Here is a 19,459-nt window from a genome sequence, read left to right on the forward strand (position 1 = left end):
ACCGTTTATTCGGTTTTGTCCTAATTATTTCTTGTCGGCGAGGCGCTGCTGCATCAGGTTTACCATATCCTGCCAGGTACGGTCCCAAGAAATGGTTGCCAGATACTCATCCGTGCGAGCGAGCCACTCGGCATCGTCTTTTTGCTTTAATGCTCGCCCGATTGCTTGTCCAAATTCGTCGGCAGCCGCCGCGATCTGTACCAGGTTCAACTCTCCGTAAGGCCGCACTACATCCCGAATAGGCGTGCTGACAACCGGTTTGCCCGCAGCTAGGTATTCGGGCGTTTTGGTAGGCGAAATAAATTTTGTGCTCTCATTATCAGCGAAAAGCAACGTAGCTACATCCCAACCCCGCAAATACATAGGGAGTTCCTTATAGTCTTTGCCCCCCAGATAATGGATGTTGGAAGTACGCGGCAGCGCGGCCTGCTCAATCTTCACCACCGGCCCGATAATGACAAACTGCCACTCCGGATGCGCCTCAGCAAGTTGGCCTAGCAACTCAATATCCAGGCGCTCATCGACTACGCCAAAGAACCCGACACGAGGATGTGCAATTATGGCCTGATCTGCAGGGTCAACGCCGGCTTCACGGGCTTGGCCAAAATGGGCTTTATCAATGCTGCTCGGGAAGGCGTGCGCATCAGCGTGCTGCAGGCTTTTGGCCTCGTACAGGCTTTGACCTCCGGTGAATACTAGGCTGGCGCGCTCAAAAAGCTCCTGCTCCAACTCACGAAGCCGCGGGGGGGCAAATTTGAAGTTTGCCAACTCGTCCATGCAGTCGTACACGGTGAGGGCCGCCTGCAAATGACGTGACTTACTCAACGCCATCGGGGTATAATACCACGACACGAACTGATCGATGCTATTTTCAGCAAAATACTGCGTCAGCAGCTTCGCTTGAGCCTGATCAGTAGCTTCCTCACTAAGGCCGGCTGGCAGGTGAGCTACCAGCACTTTCACTCCATTCTGACGCTCTTTTATTTCGAAGTGTGCTTCAAGAGACGCGTCATCGCCGTGCACAAATGGCTCTTCTACATAGAAAACCCGGCCGTACTGCGCAAAACGCGACAGTAAATGCTGAGGACGCTGCCATACAAAATCCCAATGCAGGTGCGCAAAGCAAACCAGATCTGGTAAGGTGTAAGAGGAAGGAGTATGGGTAATCGTTTGGGAAGAAGCAGGAGTTTGGGTTGACACTGAGGCTGAAGCGCGCGTAGGCGTTCCCGCCGAGGTAGGAATCGGCATAGACAAATGGCTAGAAAGTATCGTGGTAAACCGGAAGCGCTAACTCAACAGTATAATTCTCCGGTGCTACAACACTTGATCTATACGGCTATTTGCTAAAAAGGATACCTCTACTTTAATGCTATTTTAATTAGCAAAAAACAACCTCAACACTAGTTCTTATCCTACTTGGTTATAAAATCTGTAAGTACTTAACCCGCTACTAATTGCCTTATACAGTAGTTATTATAATACCTTTTGAAGCTCAACAGCATCATCCCACCCACCAGCAGTCCGTAGCCAATCCTTCCGAACGCCAACCCGCCGAAAACCAGCTTTCTGGAACAGACGCAAACTGGCTTGGTTGGTAGCCGCTACTGTACAATATAGTTGATGCAGGCGCAAGGTGAGACGAGCGTAATCTAAACCTGCGGCTAGTGCGGCCAAAGCAAAACCACGCCGCCTTTCAGTGCTCAGCACCGTAATGCCCAGCCCAGCCCGCAGGTGTAACGGCTGAAAGTCGAATATATCGAGGATGCCCACGGCTCGCCCATCCGTCTGAGCGCAGATAACTAGCCGTAGCTGGCGCACTTCGTAGAAATCGGCGGCGGCATGAGCTAAGTAATCACGCAACGCATAGCGCGACACGGGCGCCATGGTATCTGACACCCCCCATATATCGCGGTCATTCTCCAATGCGTACAGAAACTCCAGATCGGAATCCTCAAGGGCGCGCAGAAAAATCGGGGTAGATGCCATTGACCTAAAATCGATAAGCTCAGCAGCCGTTACCAATCGACTGGGGGCAAAATATCTGGCGACTATACATCTATGCTGCCCTCAAATACGCGTAGGGCCGGACCGCTGAGGTAAATATTGGTGAAGGAGCCATCAGGCAGCGCTTCGAATGCTACCCGTAGGTCGCCGCCGGGGGTACGCAAGTTCACGGGGCTCACGGCTCCGCGCCGGGACGCAGCCAGCGCAACGGCTGTCACGCCGGTTCCACAGGAAAGGGTTTCGTCTTCCACGCCCCGCTCGTAGGTACGCACCTGCCAAGGCAAATCGGGTGTGGGGGGCATTTCTGCAAAGTTTACGTTCGTGCCGCGTTCCCGAAACCGCTCGTTGTAGCGAATGGCCCGGCCCTCACTCACCACATTTAGCTCGGCCAAACGGCTTGGATCCAGAAACCGCACAATATGGGGCGAGCCCGTATTCAGAAAGACGCCGTCTTCACTTATCTCCTGCTGGCCCAGCACATCCTGCATGCGCAGGTTTACGGTACCATCAGTTTCTATGTGTGCTTCGTGCGCACCGTCTGCGGCAATGAAGCGGGTTTCATTTTCAATAACTCCTAAGTGGTGGGCGAAAGCTACTGTACAGCGCCCGCCATTGCCACACATCGAACCCAGATACCCGTCAGCATTGAAATACACCATCTCGAAATCGTAGTCGGGGTGCAGACGCAGCAGAATCAGGCCATCGGCTCCAATTCCAAGCCGCCGGTCACAGAGGCGCCGCACCAGCTGATGATTGCTCTCATCAAACTGCCGCTCACGGTCATCCACCATCACAAAGTCGTTGCCGGTGCCCTGGTATTTAAAGAAACGAAGTGTCATAGGGCAAAGGTCGCATTTATGGGTGGTAAACTCTACTTCTGGGTTATCAACTGGTATTACGGAACAAGTCCCTTTCGTAATAAGGCAATCTGACCAGCATGATACAAATTATGCTGTACGAGCCCGTGGAGTGTTACATAGTGGAGTGTTACATAGTAGCTCACTCCACCACCCTGCTCATGGTCGCGGGACCCGCCTAGCTGCCGCTCAAGGTCGGTATCGGTTAATTGAGTTACCGTGTTGATCAAGTGGGTATGAGCTTGGCGCAAACCAGTTAGCGCTTGTTGCCACGTGGCCTCATCAGCGCTGGATGGAATGGGAGGCCAATCGGCAGCCGCTGATAGTTCTATCAGTTTATCTTGCTGTGTGCGCTGCTGCACCGTTTCTATCCAGGCTGTTAGGTGCAATACGATTTCCCAAATACAGTGCGCCTGAGGCAGTAGCCGAGTTGCTGCTTGCGTAGCATTCAAGCCCTGCAGAGTAGTCAGCAACGACGGGCCCGACCAGGCATATCCATCGAAGGCACGTTGAAGCTGGTCAACAATGCGCGCGGTTTCATTCACGTTAGCTTGCGAAGTAGTCATAGTAGGCAACGTAATAGAGGTTCAGAGTAAACGCTATACTGTAGCCGCAGCTCCTAAAATAACACGATCAACACAAAGCTTACGCGACTGCCTTACCTTTGGCTGCCTGCCCAGCGGCAGCTTCACGACGCCTTATGTATTCCTTCCTCACTACCGGCACCTGGCCCGATTATGAACTGCTCGACGCGGGCAACTTCGAAAAGCTCGAACGCTTCGGGCGCTACGTGCTGGCCCGACCCGAGCCCCAGGCCATCTGGGACCAGCATTTGCCCCCCAGCGAATGGGAACGCGCCCACGCCACGTTTCGCCGCGAAAAAGGCAGCCAGGAGCGCGGGCAGTGGCAGCTGAAGCCCGGTATGCCCGAGCAATGGGTCATTAATTATGACCAAGGCGACCTGCATTTGCGCTTTCGCCTGGGCTTGTCGGCCTTTAAGCACGTGGGCCTGTTTCCGGAGCAGGACCCTAACTGGCGCTTCATTTTTGAGCAAACCAAACAGCGCAAGGCCGCGCAGCCACGGGTACTTAACCTTTTTGCCTATACCGGCGCGGCCACCCTGGCTGCCCGGGCCGCCGGCGCCGATGTCACTCACCTCGACTCGGTGAAGCAAGTAAACTTCTGGGCCCGCGACAACATGGAAGCCAGTCAGCTCGATGGCGTGCGCTGGCTGGTGGAAGATGCCATGAAGTATGTACGGCGCGAAGTAAAGCGCGGCAGCAAATACCAGGGCCTCATCCTCGATCCGCCCGCCTACGGCCGTGGCCCGAATGGAGAGAAGTGGCAACTGGAAGATGAGCTGAACGAGCTACTTAAGCTCTGCAAAGAGCTGCTAGACCCGCAGGATCATTTTTTTCTGATCAACTTGTACTCGCTGGGCTTCTCGGCGCTTATTCTGGATAATCTGGTGGCCGATATTTTTCCGGCTATTCGAGGTACCCGCGAAATCGGCGAGATTTATCTGCACGACCAAGGCCAGCGCAAGCTGCCGCTCGGCACATTTTGCCGGTTTAGCTCCTAAGCTCACACTTTGCGGAAGGTGGGCCTTTCACTGAATTCATACCCCATGACAATGACCAAAACGCCGCGTCTGGCCCTGATTGACATGGGCACCAACACGTTTCACCTGCTCATCGTAGAAATGCCCCCCACGGGCTCCGATGCCGAGGCCACCATACTGCTGCGTACCAAAGTGGGCGTAAAACTGGGCGAAGGCGGTATCAGCAGCGGCGAAATCGCGCCGGAGGCGTATGCGCGGGCGTTGCACACGCTGACGGCTTTTCAGGAGGAAATAGAGCTGCATCAGGTTACGGATGTACATGCTACTGCTACCAGCGCCGTGCGCAGCGCCCGCAACGGCGTGGAGCTGACCGAGGATATTTTCGAGCAGACAGGCATAAAAGTCGATATTATTCCGGGTGACCGGGAAGCGGAGCTGATCTGCAAAGGCATGCGGCAAGCCGTGGCGCTCGGCCACACGCCGCACCTGCTGGTAGATATTGGCGGCGGGAGCGTCGAGTTCATTATTGCCAACGAGGACACCATTTTCTGGAAACAAAGCTTTGAAATCGGGGCGCAGCGGCTGCTTGACTTGTTTTTCAAGCACGATCCGCTCACGGCCGATGATGTACGCGCTGAGCAGGCTTATCTGGCCGAGCAGCTCGCGCCGCTGACAGCGGCCGTGCATCAGTTCCGCCCGGTTGGCTTGGTGGGCGCTTCCGGCACATTTGATACGCTGGGGGATTTGCAGGCAGCTCAGCGCAACGAGTTTCGCCCCGAAATGCCGCCGCCCGTTACCGAAATTACGCTTCAGAGCTTCTATCAAAGCTACGACCTGCTGCTCACCACCACCCATGCCCAGCGCCTGGTTATGCCCGGCATGACGCCCATGCGCGCCGATATGATTGTGGTGGCCTGCGTGCTGGTTGATTTCATCCTGACAACCTACCAACTCACCGATTCCAACATAAGGGCCTCAACTTATGCCCTGAAGGAAGGTTTACTGGCAGAGATTCTGAGCGCCTAAGTCCAAGCAATTCAGCGCCAGCACTCTATTTGGGTTGATAGGCGAAATTTGCCCCCCAGCCGCCCTCTCCCCTATTCTGCGCCTACAGCTTCGCAGTTTCCTGTTTAATTCCTGACTACACGGCAGAGCTTGCTGCTATTTTCCTGCTATGATCTTTTCCTATAATCACCTGTTCACGTTTACCGAGGCCGTCTTTCGCAGTATTGGCTGCCCCGAAGCCGACGCTACTACGGCCACGGAAGCGCTGCTGGCAGCCGACCTACGCGGTATCGACTCGCATGGCGTGGCGCGGCTTATTGGCTACGTGCGTCTTTGGGAAGCAGGTCGTATCAATCCGACACCGCGGGTGGGTGTAGTGTATGAAACGCCCAGCACGGCTGTAGTAGATGGCGATGGTGGCCTAGGCTTGGTGGTGGCACCCAAGGCGATGCAGGTGGCTTTGGAAAAAGCGCGTATTGCGGGCACAGGCTGGGTTTCGGTGAAAAACTCCAACCACTTTGGTATTGCGGGCTACCATGCCATGAAATCGCTGGCCCACGATATGATTGGGATTGCCATGACCAATGCCAGCCCTTTGGTAGCGCCTACTCACTCGCTCGATCGGCTTTTGGGCACCAATCCCATTGCCGTGGCCATCCCGGCCGGCGAGCAGCCCGATTTTGTGGCTGACTTTGCCACCACGACGGCCGCTAATGGTAAGCTTGAGATTTTGCAGCGTAAGCAGCAGCCTGCGCCTACCGGCTGGATTCAGGATGCGCAGGGGCAATCTTCTACTAACCCGAATGAGCTGAAAGACGGCGGCGCTTTATTGCCGCTGGGCGGCGAAACCGGGTCGCACAAAGGCTACTGCTTAGGCAGTGTGGTCGATATTTTCTCGGCGGTGCTGTCGGGCGCTAACTATGGACCGTGGGTGCCGCCTTTTGTTGCCTTTCTCCAGCCGCCCGCCGACCCGGTGGGCCAGGGCATCGGCCATTTTTTTGGAGCCATGCGCGTCGATGCTTTCCGCCCGGCTACGGAATTCAAAGCGCATATGGATAACTGGATTTCCACTTTCCGCCAGGCCCGTGCCGTGGACGGACAGCAAGTCCTTATTCCCGGCGACCCGGAGCGCGAAATGGCTGCGGAACGCCTGCTGGGGGGCATTCCTTTACTCGAAACTGTAGTGCAGGATCTGGAAACGGTTGGCCGCAAGTTTGGCGTGCATCTCTAGTCTCTGACGCAACATGCAGCACAAAAAAGCCCCCCAGAACTAATTCTGGGGGGCTTTTTTATCGAGCGACTAGCCTTATATCATTTGGTTGGCACTAACCAGAGCGGATAAGGCCACATCGTGGTTTAGGTATTTAGAAGAGTAGTTCTCATCCGGACCATTGAGGAACAAGCAGGTTTTGCCGCCTACCTCATCAATAATCTGAGCGTATTGGTCCATGGGCAAAGCTGGGCAACCAAGGCTGCGGCCCAAACGACCATACTGACGAACAAACTCCTCACTCACGTAATCGGCGCCGTGCATTACGACGGAGCGGGCCAGAGCATTGTTGTTGTAGCCTTCATCTACGCCCTCCAGCTTGAGTGAGCGGCCATGCTTGCCGATATACTCGTCCTGAGTTACATAAAAGCCCAGGCTGCTCATGTTCGACTCGTTCTCATTGGAGAAAGTGCTGGTCAGGTTTTCGCCCGAGTTGCGACCATGAGCCACAAGCGTGTTAAACTTTACTTCTTTCTTATCAAGATCCAGTACCCACAACCGCTTCTCGGTAGAAGGCATTTCGAAGTCAACAACCGTTAGAAGCTGCTTATCACCGAGCTTGTCTTCATTCCGAAGATTGAGGTAGCCGGTCATGGCTTTCTCAAACACTTCAAAGCGTAAGCCCTGCTGCTCCACGTTCAGGTCGCGGTAAAGATCGTGCATGCGCTGATCGAAAAAGGCAGCTTCCATTTCCTTTTCCGTCGGCATTTTAACCTCTACGCCCTTCGCATTAGCCATAGTGCTTTTGATGGGCGTGGCCAGCGGGGTGGCCATAAACAGCGAAGCCATAAAGGGCAGCATGCGCCTTACTACCCGACGGGCACGGCGCTTCAAACGCTGACGATGTACTACACTGGTCTTTTCCATCTGCTTGGTTCTTTAGGATGAGTAACTTAGCTAAGCAGAGCTTACCTTCTTCACACAAAGGCTATTATACGCAAAGCCTTAAGATATAGCTATTTATTTAAGAGTATTAGGAGTTGTTTTAACATCCCGAAGGCCTTTTTGATTCCCTTAAGGCCTTTCATCCCTACCTGACTAGCCGATCATCAGACGTTTTTCCGACCTTCGGATGCCACCGTCGAGCCAGCTCTTTTCATGGGTCAGCCTCACTCTGTAACTCTATACAAGTTAAGCGGCTTACCGTAAAAAACAATGTCTGGACGATGTAGAGCGCATATTTCAGCCGTTTGGGGTTGCGCGGCCGTTTTCATGAAAGGATTTTATTTCCTTCTCAATCTTACTATCACTTCTTCGCTGAAGGCGTAAACAAAGGCTGCCCACATTTCTTATCTACTTTTGTTGCTCCAAAGCGGTTCTAGTTAGTTGCTAGCTGCAAATTCGCTTTGCTCATCTACCGCTTCGGCGCGTTGTCCTTCGCATTCATGGCTAAAGTCGCAATAAACCTCTCTACCGGGAGTATTCAGCAGGAAGAAATCATCGTTGGCATTGATCTGGGCACCACGAACAGCTTAGTGGCCTACATTCACCCCGAAGGCCGGCAGCCGGTGGCCATCAACGATCAGGGCCGCGGCACCATTGTGCCCAGCGTAGTTCACTTCCCTGCCGATGATGATCCCATCGTTGGCACCGACGCCAAGCAATATCTCCTCACCGATCCGCAGAACACGATTTACTCCGTAAAGCGTCTGCTGGGCAAATCGTACCGCGACCTGGGGGAGCACGCCGGACAGCTGGGCTATAAAATCATTGATGATAACTCGGAAGGCTTAGTCAAAATCCGCGTTGGGGGGCATTTTTATTCCCCTATCGAGCTCTCCGCTGAGATTCTGAAAGAGCTGCGGGCCCGCGCGGAGCACGCGCTCAAAACGCCCGTTAATAAGGCTGTAATCACGGTCCCGGCTTACTTCAACGACTCGCAGCGCCAGGCCACCCGCGACGCCGGCCGCTTAGCTGGTTTGGAAGTGCTACGCATCGTGAATGAACCCACCGCCGCTGCGCTGGCCTACGGCATTGGCTTATCGCCCGATGAGGAGAAAACCGTCGCCGTGTACGACCTCGGCGGCGGCACCTTCGACATCAGCATTCTGCGCATTCAGCAGGGAATATTCGAGGTACTCAGCACCAACGGCGACACGTACCTTGGCGGCGACGACTTCGACCGCCTGGTAAGTGAGCATTGGATTCAGCAGCACAACTTATCTGATCAGCTCGCTACTGCCACCGATGGGCAGCTTCAGCAACAGCTCCGGCTAACCGCCGAACAAGCCAAAAAGCACTTAAGCCAACACGACGAATTCACGGCCGATCTACCGGGTGTGGGTCAGGTGCATCTTACCAAAGCGGAGTTTAATGAGCTGATACGTCCCTTGGTGGCTCGTACCATCAACGCCTGCCAGCAGGCCCTAACGGACGCAAAATTGCCCCCCAGCGCCCTCGACGCGGTACTGTTGGTAGGAGGCTCGACGCGGGTGCCCTTGGTATATGATACGGTGTCCGAATTCTTCCAGCAACCGGCCAACAGCTCACTCAACCCCGACGAAGTGGTAGCCCTGGGAGCTGCTATTCAGGCCGACATATTGGGTGGCAATCGTCGGGATGTTCTGCTGCTCGATGTGACACCACTCACGCTGGGTATCGAAACCTTGGGCGGGCTCATGGACCCCATCATCCCCCGAAACTCCAAGATTCCGACCAAAGCTGGGCGCCAGTACACGACCAGCGTCGATGGGCAAGTGAATCTGAAAATTTCTGTGTACCAGGGTGAGCGCGACTTAGTAAAGGAAAATCGTAAGCTGGCCGAGTTTGATCTTCGCGGCATCCCGGCTATGCCCGCGGGTTTGCCCAAAGTCGACGTTAACTTTATTCTGAATGCCGACGGCATTCTGAAAGTAGAGGCTCTGGAGCTTCGCTCAAATACCCATCAGGCTGTCGAAATAAAGCCTCAGTACGGCCTCACCGATGAGCAGGTAGAAAAGATGCTCATGGACTCCCTCACCCACGCACGTGAGGATGTGACTGCGCGCATGGTAATCGAAGCGCGCACCGTAGCCGAGCAGATGATTTATCAGGTGGAACGCTTTGTCGATAAGAACTCTCAGTACTTAACCGAAGACGAAATCACGCTGACCGCCGCCTCGGTTCAGAATCTGAAAGACGCCCTTACTACCCAGGATAAGGACACAATTCTAAAAGCCGTAGATGAGCTGGAAGGCCTCACCAGCCCTTTTGCCGAGCGCGTAATGAACATCTCCATTAAGCAGGCCATGACGGGCAAGAAAATCGAGTAGCCCTACTTGCGCTTGCTCTGCGGGGCCGGAATCATACCAAAGCTCAGAATACGCATGGCCGTAGTATCCCGAAATGTAACGTCGAGCATGACGCGCGGCGTGGGCTGCAGCGTGTCGCTTTTGAACGAGAAAGCATAGAAGTAGCGAGGTTGTGCCTCTTCGCCTAGCCGTAAGCCCAGCTTATACAATGCGATTGGGCGACCTAGCTCTCGCCCCTGCTCATACAAGGGCCGCACCGCTGCCCGAAACTGCTTCTTTGAGACAGTATTACTCACTTCAGGTGCCAGAAGCTTATATGCCGCGGAGTTGTCGCCGCGCAGCACTGCAATCAGAAACTCTCTGGCTACCTGAATTTGAGAGGATTGAGCGGCTGCCGGCAGGCTCAGTAGCAGCAGTAGCGCTAATACTACTAATTTGCCCCCTAGGCGCCAAGGACGCATTTGCGGGTGGCAGTTGTCCATAATCGGCGTCTGCATTATTCCTCTTCCTGCGGTACTAATATGAACACATCCTCACCGGGACGCTTCATAATATACCGCTCACGAGCAAACTTCTCCAATAGCTCTGGACTGCTGAGCAGTTCCGCTCGCTCCTTCTTCACCGTCTCAATGTTGGTCAGGTAGTACTCCTTCTCCGTTTGCAGCTCACGCCATTTTTTATACATATCATACTGCTTAAGCAGGTCGTTGGCGTCGAAAACGAACATCCACACTAAGAAGCTTACCCCAGTCAGAAAGTAAAAGCTGCGTACAACGCGCGCTGCGGAAGCAAGAAAAACGGAAAAGCTCATAGGCTCAAATATACTAAAAACGGCACCACAGCCTATGGAGCTATGGTGCCGTTTTGCTGGTATTAGCTAATCAGGAAAGAATTAGCGCAATCTGAATAACTACATTTTGCGGCCAGGATAGTAGGCTATTTCACCTAATTCCTCCTCGATACGAAGCAACTGATTGTACTTGGCCATCCGGTCGGAGCGCGACGCGGAGCCCGTTTTGATCTGGCCCGTGTTCAGAGCTACTGCCAAGTCAGCAATAGTATTGTCTTCAGTTTCACCCGAGCGGTGCGACATTACGCTCTTATACCCATTGCGACGGCCAAGGTTAATGGCAGCAATTGTCTCCGTAAGCGTACCAATCTGGTTTACCTTAATCAGAATCGCATTGGCAATGTTTTCATCAATACCGCGCTGCAAACGGTCTACATTAGTAACAAACAAGTCGTCGCCTACGAGCTGAATTTTGCCCCCCAGACTTTCCGTGTGCTGCTTCCAACCGGCCCAGTCATCCTCATCCATACCATCTTCGATGCTCAGGATAGGATACTTGTTAACCCAGTCAGCCCAGTAGTTGGCCATCTCGGATGAAGTCAGCTTATCGCCGGAGCTTTTCTTAAAATGGTACATACCATTCTCGTAGAACTCTGAGCTGGCTGCGTCCATGGCAATCATCACGTCCTCGCCTGGACGGTATCCAGCCGTTTCAATAGCTTGCAACACCACCTTGATAGCGTCCTCGTTGGACTTTATGTTCGGAGCAAAGCCACCTTCGTCACCCACGTTGGTGCTCAGGCCCTGCTTCTTCAACACATTTTTCAAGTGGTGAAATATCTCAGTGCCCCAGCGCAAGCCTTCCGAGAATGACTCGGCTCCTACGGGCATAATCATGAACTCCTGGAAGTCGATAGAGTTATCGGCGTGGGAGCCGCCATTCAAGATGTTCATCATGGGCACTGGCAGCGTTGAGGCGCCTACCCCGCCCACGTAGCGGTAAAGCGGCATGCCTGCTTCCTGAGCCGCCGCGCGAGCAATTGCCAGCGACACACCCAGGATAGCGTTAGCACCGAGATTAGCCTTATTGGGCGTACCATCCAGTTCCAGCATAATCCGGTCGAGCAAGCCTTGCTCATACACCGAGAAGCCAATCAGCTCTTCAGCTATCGTGCTATTGACGTTCTCCACGGCTTTGAGCACTCCCTTGCCCATGTACATCGACTTATCATCGTCGCGTAGCTCCACAGCCTCATGCTTACCAGTGGAAGCCCCTGACGGAACGGCCGCACGACCTACTACCCCGTTGTCTGTCGTCACATCTACTTCAACTGTAGGATTGCCGCGTGAATCAAAAATCTGCCGGGCGTGAATGGCGGAGATAATGCTCATGATGAAATAATAAAGGTTGAAAATGAAGCGAAAAGCCGCTTTGCTTAAAGCTAAGTTAGAGTTTGGAACTGCTAAAAGGTGCTGGCAAGGTAAGGAATTAGCCGTAGAGGAAAGCGGCCTATACGTCATAAGCTAATATTTGCCCCCCAGAACCCCCAAACGAAAAAAGGGCATACCAAATGGTACGCCCTTTTTCACTTAGTTATCTTAAGACTATGAAGCAGCTTCTTCGTCTTTGGCTTTCGCTTCATCACGCGTCTCGTCTTCCTTCACGGTCGTCGTAGGCGTGTCTTCAGGAGCAGCAGTAGCTACTACCGGAGCAGCGGCTGTAGGCTCAGATACTACTTCAGCCGAAGAACCGCCTTCACCGGCCGTAGCCGACTTCTTGCGGCCGCGTGAGCGACGAGTTGTCGTCTTGGCTTCGCCAGCATTTTTAGCTTCCAGCAACGTCTCGTTGTAATCAACCAACTCGATGATGCACAACTCAGCATTGTCACCCAAACGGTTTTCGCTGAGCTTAATAATGCGAGTGTAGCCGCCAGGACGGTTAGCAATTTTGGCTGCTACGTCGCCAAACAACTCTTTTAGTGACTCCTTGTTCTGTAGAGTCGCGAATACCATACGACGAGCGTGCGTAGTATCGCTCTTCGCCTTAGTCAGCAGAGGCTCTACAAACTTGCGCAAAGCTTTGGCTTTAGCTACCGTCGTTGATACACGCTTATACATGATCAGCGAAGAAGCCATGTTAGACAGCATCGAGTTACGATGCGCAGCCGTGCGGCCTAGGTGGTTGAGGGTTTTACCGTGTCTCATTTTGTTATTTTGAGTATGCGGGGTGTATGTGCTTGCGTTGGGCGACCACGGCGGGCGGCTCGCTTTTAGCAGCCACCTCATTAGAACCGCCCAACCTCGGGCACACTGAAAAAAATTAAAAATAATGGCTGAACTGCTTAGGCATAGAGCCATCAACAATTCAGCCATCATGTCTGAATACTAGTCTTCGTCGAGCTTGTACTTGCTCAGGTCCATACCGAAGTTTAGACCTTTTTCTTCAACAAGATTCTCCAACTCCGTCAGCGACTTCTTACCGAAGTTGCGGAACTTCATCATGTCACTCATATCCAACTGTACCAAGTCACCGAGCGTTTTGATGTCGGCAGCCTTGAGGCAGTTGTAAGCACGCACTGACAGGTCCATATCCGCCAATGGCGTCTTCAGAACTTTGCGCATGTGCAGTGTCTCCTCGTCTACAGTTTCCTCTTCTTCAGCCTTAGCCGTTTCGAAGGTCATTGTATTGTCGGAGAACAGCATGAAATGCTGAATCAGGATATTAGCAGCACCTTTCAGTGCTTCCTCTGGGTGAATAGAGCCATCAGTCTGAATCTCAATGAGAAGCTTCTCATAGTCAGTCTTCTGCTCTACGCGGGTGTTCTCAATACTATACTTCACGTTCTTAATAGGTGTGAAGATGGCATCGATAGCAATTTGCCCGAATACCTGATCGGTAGGCTTATTCTCTTCGGCGGGTACATAGCCCCGACCTTTCTGCACGGCTAGTTCAAACTCCAGTTCGGTATTAGTATCTACGTGGCAGATAACTAACTCCGGGTTCAGAACTTGGAAGCCATTGGTGAACTTATTGATATCGCCGGCCGTGAATGTTTCCTGACCTTTGATGCGGACGGTGATTTTGTCCTCAATAGCGTCGCTTACCTTTTTGAAGCGAACCATCTTTAGGTTTAGAATGATTTCGGACATGTCCTCAATCACACCTTCAATGGTCATGAACTCGTGCAGCACGCTGGGCGTGCGAACCGATGTAACGGCATAGCCCTCTAGCGACGACAGCAGGATACGGCGCAAAGCATTGCCGATCGTGACGCCGTAGCCTTTCTCCAGCGGTTTGAATTCAAACGTTCCGTAAAAGTCATCGGATTTCTCCATCACAACTTTCTCCGGCATTTGAAAAGCTAAGATTGACATAAGTGGGGCTTTAAAAATACAACAAGGGAAAAACGAAGATTGCCAAAAGGCGATTACTTCGAGTACAGCTCGACGATCAGCTGCTCCTGGATCTTCTCAGGAATCAACTCACGTGAGGGGGCATTGGTGAACTTGCCCACCATTTCCTTGCCGTCCCACTCCAACCACGAGAAAGCGCGAGCATTACGAGCACTCAGGCTGGTAGTAATTGTTTCCAGCGACTTTGACTTCTCACGAACGCCAATAATGTCACCAGGACGCAGTTTGTACGACGCAATGTTGACTACCTCACCGTTTACAGTGATATGCTTGTGCAATACCAATTGACGAGCAGCACGACGAGTAGGAGCTACTCCTAAGCGATAAACCGTATTATCAAGACGTGACTCTAACAGAGCCAGCAGGTTATCACCAGTAATACCTGGAAGTGCTGCAGCTTTATGGAACAGGTTTTCGAATTGCTTCTCAAGTACACCGTACATGTACTTTACCTTCTGCTTCTCCATCAACTGGATAGCATATTCCGACTGTTTCTTGCGACGACCACGACCATGCTGGCCGGGGGGGTAATTCTTTTTGTTGAGTGCCTTGCTCGGACCGAAAATCGGCTCAGCGAAGCGACGGGCAATCTTGGTTTTAGGACCGGTATAACGTGCCATTTCGAGGATGTTGAGTTTTGCAGGGGTTGAACCGCGAATGTCGAGCCTCGCAGACGCGTTGCAGCAGGTGCATACGCATCGGAAACCCGACACCAGGGGGCAAATCCGCAGACACTAAGTCTACGCTTTGCCTGTTCAGTATATCAGACGCGACGACGCTTAGGCGGACGGCAGCCGTTGTGGGGCAGCGGTGTTACGTCGCGGATGGTAGTTACCTCAATGCCCACATTCTGGAGGGTACGGATAGCCGACTCACGACCTGAGCCTGGTCCTTTTACAAATACTTCAGCTTTGCGCATGCCCAAGTCATGGGCAACTTTACCGCAATCCGTAGCTGCCATCTGAGCAGCGTATGGAGTATTCTTCTTCGAGCCACGGAAGCCCATCTTACCAGCAGAAGCCCAGGAGATAACCTGACCATTATTGTTGGTGATGGAAATGATGATGTTGTTGAAGGAAGCCTTGATATGAATCTGGCCTACTTGCTCAACAACGACAACGCGCTTCTTGGCTTTGTCTTTTCTCTTTTGTGCCATTTAGTTATCGCAAAAACGCGGAAGGTGTTGATGCCCGCTCAATATGCTAAGCAAGCACCGATTTCCGCTACTGGTTATTTAGTAGCCTTCTTCTTGTTGGCAACAGTCTTACGCTTACCCTTACGAGTGCGCGAGTTGTTCTTGGTACGCTGTCCACGGACAGGTAGTCCCTTGCGGTGACGCAGCCCACGGTAGCTGCCAATGTCCATCAGGCGCTTGATGTTAAGCTGCACTTCTGAGCGTAAAACACCCTCAGTCTTGTGCTGGGCGGCGATGATAGCACGGATTTCGCTGGCTTCAGCCTCCGTCCAATCCTTAACCTTCTTGTCTACAGAGATACCAGCTTGACCAAGAATCTTCTGAGCTAAAGAACGGCCAATGCCGAAAATGTACGTGAGGGCGATTTCGCCACGCTTGTTGTCCGGGATATCAACCCCTGCAATACGAGCCATATGCTTCTTTAAAACGAATGGTTTAACCTTGACGCTGCTTATAGCGTGGGTTCTTTTTGTTAATGACGTAAAGTTTGCCTTTGCGGCGAATTACCTTACAGTCAACGCTGCGCTTCTTGACCGATGCTTTGACTTTCATGTCGTCAGTAAATTATTTGTAACGGTAAACAATGCGTCCCTTCGACAGATCGTAGGGTGACATTTCTAGTTTCACCTTATCTCCAGGCAGAATTTTAATGTAGTGCATACGCATCTTCCCAGAAATGTGGGCCACCAGTTGGTGGCCGTTTTCCAACTCTACACGAAACATCGCATTAGAGAGTGCTTCTAGAATTACTCCGTCCTGCTCAATGGAGGATTGTTTGGCCATAAGGCTACTGTAAGGCTTTTTCTATGTACTCAAAGGAGGTTAAAATTTCCGCCTTGTCTTTTCTAACAACTACTGTATGCTCAAAATGTGCTGAAGGCTTCTTGTCTTTGGTGCGGATGGTCCAACCATCTTTCTCCTGGACAATGTGCTTAACACCTAAGTTAACCATGGGTTCTATCGCAATAACTAACCCCGTTTGCAACTTAAGACCTGAACCACGTTTACCGTAGTTAGGTACTTCGGGTCGCTCGTGTAGCTTCTTACCCAAGCCATGACCAACTAACTCTCTAACGACTCCATAGCCTTGCTTTTCAACAAAGCTTTGAATCGCATAGCCAACATCACCCATCCGGTTGCCGGCCACCGCTTGCTCGATACCGAGATACAAAGACTGTTTAGTATGAGCTAATAAGTCTATAACCTCAGGTTCAACCTCCCCGATTGGGTAAGTGTAAGCGCTGTCACTGTGATAACCATTGAGGAATACACCACAGTCAATCGAAACAATATCACCGCCTTTCAGCGTGTAATCACTGGGAAACCCATGGACTACGACAGAGTTAGGTGATATGCAAAGGCTAAAAGGAAAGTCGTTATATCCTTTAAAAGAAGGTTGCCCTCCATTGTCTCGAATAAACTCCTCCGCACGCTTATCCAGCTCGCGGGTGGTTACGCCTTCTTTGATAAGGCTCGCGACTTCTCCGTGAGCTTGGGCTAAAACTTTCGCACTAGCCCGAATAAGTTCTATTTCTTCTTCAGTCTTGTAAACGATCATGACTTAAGAAGCCATCGCTACATTTTGCGATCTACCTCTCAACTTACCTGTCTTCATCATACCATCATAATGACGCATGAGTAAGTAACTTTCCACCTGGTTAAGCGTGTCTAATACAACGCCTACCATGATGATTAATGAGGTACCACCGTAGAAAGCAGAGAAAGGACGAGTTACGCCGGCCAACAAAGCTAAAGCGGGAAAGATTGCAATCAGAGCCAATGCAATTGCGCCAGGTAAAGTAATCCGAGTCAGAATCTCATCCATATGCTCGGATGTGTCACGACCAGGCTTCACTCCGGGAACAAAGCCACCACTACGTTTCAAATCATCAGCAATCTGATTAGGATTTACGCTGATAGCAGTGTAAAAGTAAGTAAAGACAATAATCAGAGTAGCGAAAACAAGGTTATACTGCCAAGATGTATAGTCTGAAAACTTAACTCCAATATAGCTGGCTGTATCACTATCGTTTTGCCAAATAGAAGCAACTATAGCTGGAACGAACATCAATGACTGAGCAAAGATGATTGGCATTACACCAGCAGCATTCACCTTCAAGGGAATGAATTGGCGCTGAGCGTTAAGCTGTGTGGTTCCACCTACCTGCTTTGCGTACTGTACTGGGATACGACGAACCGCTTGCGTCAACACAATCACCGCCATTACAACCAAGAAGAGCACTACCATCTCAATTAAGAAGATCAGCGATCCACGCATTCCTTTGGCAGCAGCTTCACCAATAATGGCTCCTGGGAATCGGGAAACGATTCCGATCATAATGATCATAGAAATACCATTACCAATGCCTTTATCAGTAATCTTTTCTCCGAGCCACATGCAGAACAAAGTTCCAGCCGTGATAATTATCATGGTGGAGATTGTAAAAAACGTACCAGGAGAAATGATAGCCTCAGGGGTGATAGTTGCAATGAAGCCAATCGACTGAGCCATCACAATTGGAATGGTCAGAATACGGGTGTATTGATTGATCTTCTTACGACCTGATTCCCCTTCCTTTTGCAGCTTTTGAAAATAAGGAACTGCTATGGTTAGCAATTGCAGTACAATAGAAGCCGAGATATAAGGCATGATACCAAGTGCGAAGATGGAAGCATTACTGAATGCTCCACCTAACAGGGTATCAAGGATTCCGAAGAGACCTTCAGCTCCCTGCTTTAATCTGGTAGCATCTACCCCAGGCAGCACAACAAAGGAACCGAGCCGGTAGATAGCAATGAAAAAAAGCGTATTGAGAATCCGCATACGCAGATCCTCAATCGCAAAAATGTTCTTTATCGTCTCGATAAACTTCTTCATTGCCAGTCAGGCTTTATAAAGTCACTGCTTTGCCACCTGCTTTTTCAATCGCCTCAACAGCAGATTTAGAGAAAGCATGCGCATGCACTTCTACAGCTTGAGTGATTTCACCTCGGCCGAGAATTTTGATTTTGGCATTCTTAGAAACAAGGCCATTAGATACAAAGTAAGCAACATCCATAGTGGTTGTGCTGCCTTTGTCCGTCAGGCTCTGAAGAGCATCAAGGTTGATACCCTTATACTCTACACGATTGATGTTCGTGAAACCAAACTTAGGCACACGACGCTGCAAGGGCATCTGACCACCTTCGAAGCCTGACTTCTTAGAGTAGCCCGAACGTGACTTCTGCCCTTTGTGACCACGGGTAGATGTACCACCGCGGCCCGAACCCGTACCGCGACCAATGCGCTTTTCATTGCGCGTTGCGCCTACGGCAGGTTTTAGATTGCTGAGATTCATGTTAAGTTACTTCTTAAAGTTCGGTTACTTCGATCAAATGCTGCACGGCGGCCACCATACCAGCAATCTGGGGGTTGTTTTCTTTCTCCGAGGTGCTACCGATTTTACCCAGACCCAAGGCCTGAACCGTACGCTTTTGACGCTCAGGGCGGTCAATCACGCTTTTTACCAATTTGATTTTTATCTGCGCCATCTCGTCTAGCCGTTAAAAACTTGTTGGAGAGTGATGCCGCGCTGCTGCGCAATCTGCATGGGGTCACGCATCTTCAAAAGAGCATCGAAGGTAGCCTTTACCACGTTGTGGGGGTTAGACGAGCCTTTCGACTTAGCTAATACATCTTTGATACCAGCGCTTTCGAATACAGCACGCATAGCACCACCTGCAATTACGCCGGTACCAGCTGCTGCTGGCTGTACTAGAACGAAGCCACCCGAATACTTACCTTCCATCACGTGAGGAACTGTATGCTTATAGAGAGGCACTTTTACCAAGTTCTTCTTAGCATCATCGATACCTTTTGCAATTGCATCAGTTACCTCGTTAGCCTTACCTAGGCCGAAACCTACAGTACCGTTGCCGTCACCTACAACTACGATTGCAGAGAAGCTAAAGCGACGACCACCTTTTACCACTTTGGCTACTCGGTTGATGGCTACTACTTTTTCCTTTAGGTCTGTGTCACCAGCGCGGGGAGCTTGGTCCCGGTTACCACCACGATCATTGCCACCACCGCGACGATCGTTGCCGCCACGGTCATTGCCACCACGGTTGCTGTTGTTAAATTCTGCCATGAT

The 19,459-nt window shown here is 51.5% G+C and carries 24 protein-coding genes; 4 read left to right on the plus strand and 20 right to left on the minus strand.

The features are described from left to right. Positions 1–24 precede the first annotated feature (24 nt). The 4 genes from IEW06_RS02195 to IEW06_RS02210 form a co-directional block, all read right to left on the minus strand. A complete protein-coding gene (locus IEW06_RS02195) occupies positions 25–1,248 on the minus strand; it encodes a glycosyltransferase family 1 protein (RefSeq protein WP_188547344.1) in 1,224 nt (407 codons plus the stop codon). Positions 1,249–1,473: 225 nt separating this feature from the next. Then, complete coding sequence (locus tag IEW06_RS02200; protein WP_187734085.1) at positions 1,474–1,986, minus strand: GNAT family N-acetyltransferase; 513 nt, start codon at positions 1,984–1,986, stop codon at positions 1,474–1,476. A gap of 62 nt (positions 1,987–2,048) precedes the next feature. Continuing rightward, positions 2,049–2,843 carry a diaminopimelate epimerase gene (gene dapF / locus IEW06_RS02205; RefSeq protein WP_187734084.1) on the minus strand — a complete coding sequence of 265 codons (795 nt, stop codon included), beginning with the start codon at positions 2,841–2,843 and terminating at the stop codon, positions 2,049–2,051. A 56-nt stretch (positions 2,844–2,899) separates the two neighbouring features. Further along, positions 2,900–3,427 carry a mycothiol transferase gene (locus tag IEW06_RS02210; protein ID WP_187734083.1) on the minus strand — a complete coding sequence of 176 codons (528 nt, stop codon included), beginning with the start codon at positions 3,425–3,427 and terminating at the stop codon, positions 2,900–2,902. 134 nt (positions 3,428–3,561) lie between these two features. On the opposite strand from IEW06_RS02210, the gene IEW06_RS02215 reads away from it, so the two are divergent. The 3 genes from IEW06_RS02215 to IEW06_RS02225 all read left to right on the plus strand — a co-directional run bounded on the left by IEW06_RS02215 (position 3,562) and on the right by IEW06_RS02225 (position 6,658). After that, positions 3,562–4,443, plus strand: coding sequence for a class I SAM-dependent methyltransferase (locus IEW06_RS02215; RefSeq protein ID WP_187734082.1), 882 nt, complete (start codon positions 3,562–3,564; stop codon positions 4,441–4,443). A gap of 51 nt (positions 4,444–4,494) precedes the next feature. Further along, positions 4,495–5,448 carry a Ppx/GppA phosphatase family protein gene (locus tag IEW06_RS02220; protein WP_223284864.1) on the plus strand — a complete coding sequence of 318 codons (954 nt, stop codon included), beginning with the start codon at positions 4,495–4,497 and terminating at the stop codon, positions 5,446–5,448. A gap of 148 nt (positions 5,449–5,596) precedes the next feature. Next, positions 5,597–6,658: an Ldh family oxidoreductase gene (locus IEW06_RS02225; protein WP_187734080.1), complete on the plus strand. Its 1,062-nt coding sequence runs from the start codon at positions 5,597–5,599 to the stop codon at positions 6,656–6,658. Between the two features lie 75 nt (positions 6,659–6,733). Here the strand turns inward: IEW06_RS02225 and IEW06_RS02230 are convergent, their stop codons facing one another. After that, a complete protein-coding gene (locus IEW06_RS02230) occupies positions 6,734–7,564 on the minus strand; it encodes a murein L,D-transpeptidase catalytic domain family protein (RefSeq protein WP_187734079.1) in 831 nt (276 codons plus the stop codon). 518 nt (positions 7,565–8,082) lie between these two features. On the opposite strand from IEW06_RS02230, the gene hscA reads away from it, so the two are divergent. After that, entirely contained in the window at positions 8,083–9,948 is a 1,866-nt protein-coding gene (gene hscA, locus IEW06_RS02235) for a Fe-S protein assembly chaperone HscA (protein WP_187734078.1), read from the plus strand. A gap of 2 nt (positions 9,949–9,950) precedes the next feature. Here hscA and IEW06_RS02240 read toward each other — a convergent pair whose 3' ends face one another. The 15 genes from IEW06_RS02240 to rpsE all read right to left on the minus strand — a co-directional run bounded on the left by IEW06_RS02240 (position 9,951) and on the right by rpsE (position 19,456). Further along, complete coding sequence (locus IEW06_RS02240; protein WP_187734077.1) at positions 9,951–10,388, minus strand: hypothetical protein; 438 nt, start codon at positions 10,386–10,388, stop codon at positions 9,951–9,953. Between the two features lie 35 nt (positions 10,389–10,423). Beyond that, complete coding sequence (locus IEW06_RS02245) at positions 10,424–10,738, minus strand: FtsB family cell division protein (protein WP_187734076.1); 315 nt, start codon at positions 10,736–10,738, stop codon at positions 10,424–10,426. Between the two features lie 99 nt (positions 10,739–10,837). Beyond that, on the minus strand, positions 10,838–12,109 hold the full coding sequence (gene eno / locus IEW06_RS02250) for a phosphopyruvate hydratase (RefSeq protein WP_187734075.1): 1,272 nt from the start codon (positions 12,107–12,109) through the stop codon (positions 10,838–10,840). Between the two features lie 213 nt (positions 12,110–12,322). Continuing rightward, positions 12,323–12,922 (minus strand): 50S ribosomal protein L17, encoded by a 600-nt coding sequence (rplQ, locus tag IEW06_RS02255; RefSeq protein ID WP_187734074.1) that lies wholly within the window; start codon positions 12,920–12,922, stop codon positions 12,323–12,325. Positions 12,923–13,102: 180 nt separating this feature from the next. Continuing rightward, positions 13,103–14,092, minus strand: a complete 990-nt coding sequence (locus IEW06_RS02260; RefSeq protein WP_187734073.1) for a DNA-directed RNA polymerase subunit alpha — start codon at positions 14,090–14,092, stop codon at positions 13,103–13,105. 53 nt (positions 14,093–14,145) lie between these two features. Continuing rightward, entirely contained in the window at positions 14,146–14,751 is a 606-nt protein-coding gene (gene rpsD, locus IEW06_RS02265; RefSeq protein ID WP_187309879.1) for a 30S ribosomal protein S4, read from the minus strand. Between the two features lie 143 nt (positions 14,752–14,894). Further along, positions 14,895–15,287 (minus strand): 30S ribosomal protein S11, encoded by a 393-nt coding sequence (gene rpsK, locus IEW06_RS02270; protein ID WP_084446069.1) that lies wholly within the window; start codon positions 15,285–15,287, stop codon positions 14,895–14,897. A gap of 74 nt (positions 15,288–15,361) precedes the next feature. Then, positions 15,362–15,739: a 30S ribosomal protein S13 gene (gene rpsM, locus IEW06_RS02275; protein ID WP_084446066.1), complete on the minus strand. Its 378-nt coding sequence runs from the start codon at positions 15,737–15,739 to the stop codon at positions 15,362–15,364. Between the two features lie 22 nt (positions 15,740–15,761). Further along, positions 15,762–15,878 carry a 50S ribosomal protein L36 gene (gene rpmJ, locus IEW06_RS02280; RefSeq protein WP_071890035.1) on the minus strand — a complete coding sequence of 39 codons (117 nt, stop codon included), beginning with the start codon at positions 15,876–15,878 and terminating at the stop codon, positions 15,762–15,764. Positions 15,879–15,890: 12 nt separating this feature from the next. Continuing rightward, the gene (gene infA, locus IEW06_RS02285; RefSeq protein ID WP_086592757.1) at positions 15,891–16,109 is read right to left on the minus strand and encodes a translation initiation factor IF-1; all 219 of its coding nucleotides are present in this window, start codon (positions 16,107–16,109) and stop codon (positions 15,891–15,893) included. Positions 16,110–16,113: 4 nt separating this feature from the next. Further along, positions 16,114–16,884, minus strand: coding sequence for a type I methionyl aminopeptidase (gene map, locus IEW06_RS02290; RefSeq protein ID WP_187734072.1), 771 nt, complete (start codon positions 16,882–16,884; stop codon positions 16,114–16,116). A gap of 3 nt (positions 16,885–16,887) precedes the next feature. Next, positions 16,888–18,204, minus strand: coding sequence for a preprotein translocase subunit SecY (gene secY / locus IEW06_RS02295; protein ID WP_187309877.1), 1,317 nt, complete (start codon positions 18,202–18,204; stop codon positions 16,888–16,890). A 13-nt stretch (positions 18,205–18,217) separates the two neighbouring features. After that, the gene (gene rplO, locus IEW06_RS02300) at positions 18,218–18,664 is read right to left on the minus strand and encodes a 50S ribosomal protein L15 (protein WP_187734071.1); all 447 of its coding nucleotides are present in this window, start codon (positions 18,662–18,664) and stop codon (positions 18,218–18,220) included. Positions 18,665–18,677: 13 nt separating this feature from the next. Further along, positions 18,678–18,857 carry a 50S ribosomal protein L30 gene (rpmD, locus tag IEW06_RS02305; protein ID WP_187734070.1) on the minus strand — a complete coding sequence of 60 codons (180 nt, stop codon included), beginning with the start codon at positions 18,855–18,857 and terminating at the stop codon, positions 18,678–18,680. 5 nt (positions 18,858–18,862) lie between these two features. Beyond that, positions 18,863–19,456: a 30S ribosomal protein S5 gene (gene rpsE, locus IEW06_RS02310; RefSeq protein WP_187734069.1), complete on the minus strand. Its 594-nt coding sequence runs from the start codon at positions 19,454–19,456 to the stop codon at positions 18,863–18,865. Between the last annotated feature and the right edge of the window lie 3 nt (positions 19,457–19,459).

The organism is Hymenobacter qilianensis (assembly GCF_014638675.1).
Lineage (GTDB): Bacteria > Bacteroidota > Bacteroidia > Cytophagales > Hymenobacteraceae > Hymenobacter > Hymenobacter qilianensis.